The 524-nt window shown below is 46.6% G+C and carries 1 protein-coding gene; it reads left to right on the forward strand.

What is annotated here, in order from left to right; translation table 11 throughout:
- Positions 1–523, forward strand: a 523-nt coding sequence (locus tag R8O10_RS27355) for a hypothetical protein (RefSeq protein ID WP_318192254.1), incomplete at its 5' end; no start/stop codon positions are given.
- Between the last annotated feature and the right edge of the window lies 1 nt (position 524).

The following is a 524-nucleotide window of genomic DNA, read 5'->3' on the forward strand; positions in this document are numbered from 1 at the left end:
GAATGTCTACAAGAAAGACATTCGCCCTTACATGCAAATGGGGCGTAACCGCTTTGAAATCTTGTTCTTAGAGGAAGACGAAGATCTTTTGTTTGATGAAGATAAACCTGAGCTGTGTTCGCTGTCTGATCATGAATATAGAAAAAGCGATGACCGCTTAGGCGTGTGGCAAGTGCCTTACCTGCAGTTTATTCGCAACGTACGTTTAGAGCGTGTCGCGACCGAACAAATCTGGCACCACGGTGGGGGTTGTGAGTTTAAAGTGGATCTTTACTATCAGACTTTTGTGCCGGGTCTGGTCTCGGCATCAGTGAAGTTTGATGGTATGACTTACCATATTCCAATTGATGTGCGCGCCGATCATGCCAGTGCGTTATTTCAGATCGAAGCGCCTAAATACGCTGATTTGAATGACCCCGATCCGAAAGATCTCTACCAACTTGCGGTGGAGTTAGATGGGCAGCGCCAAGCATTTTCTGTTGCGCTTAGCCAAGAGCTTTGCGTTACCCATGTTGTGCTTTAAC

The organism is Vibrio sp. 1727 (assembly GCF_033344415.1).
GTDB lineage: Bacteria > Pseudomonadota > Gammaproteobacteria > Enterobacterales > Vibrionaceae > Vibrio > Vibrio alginolyticus.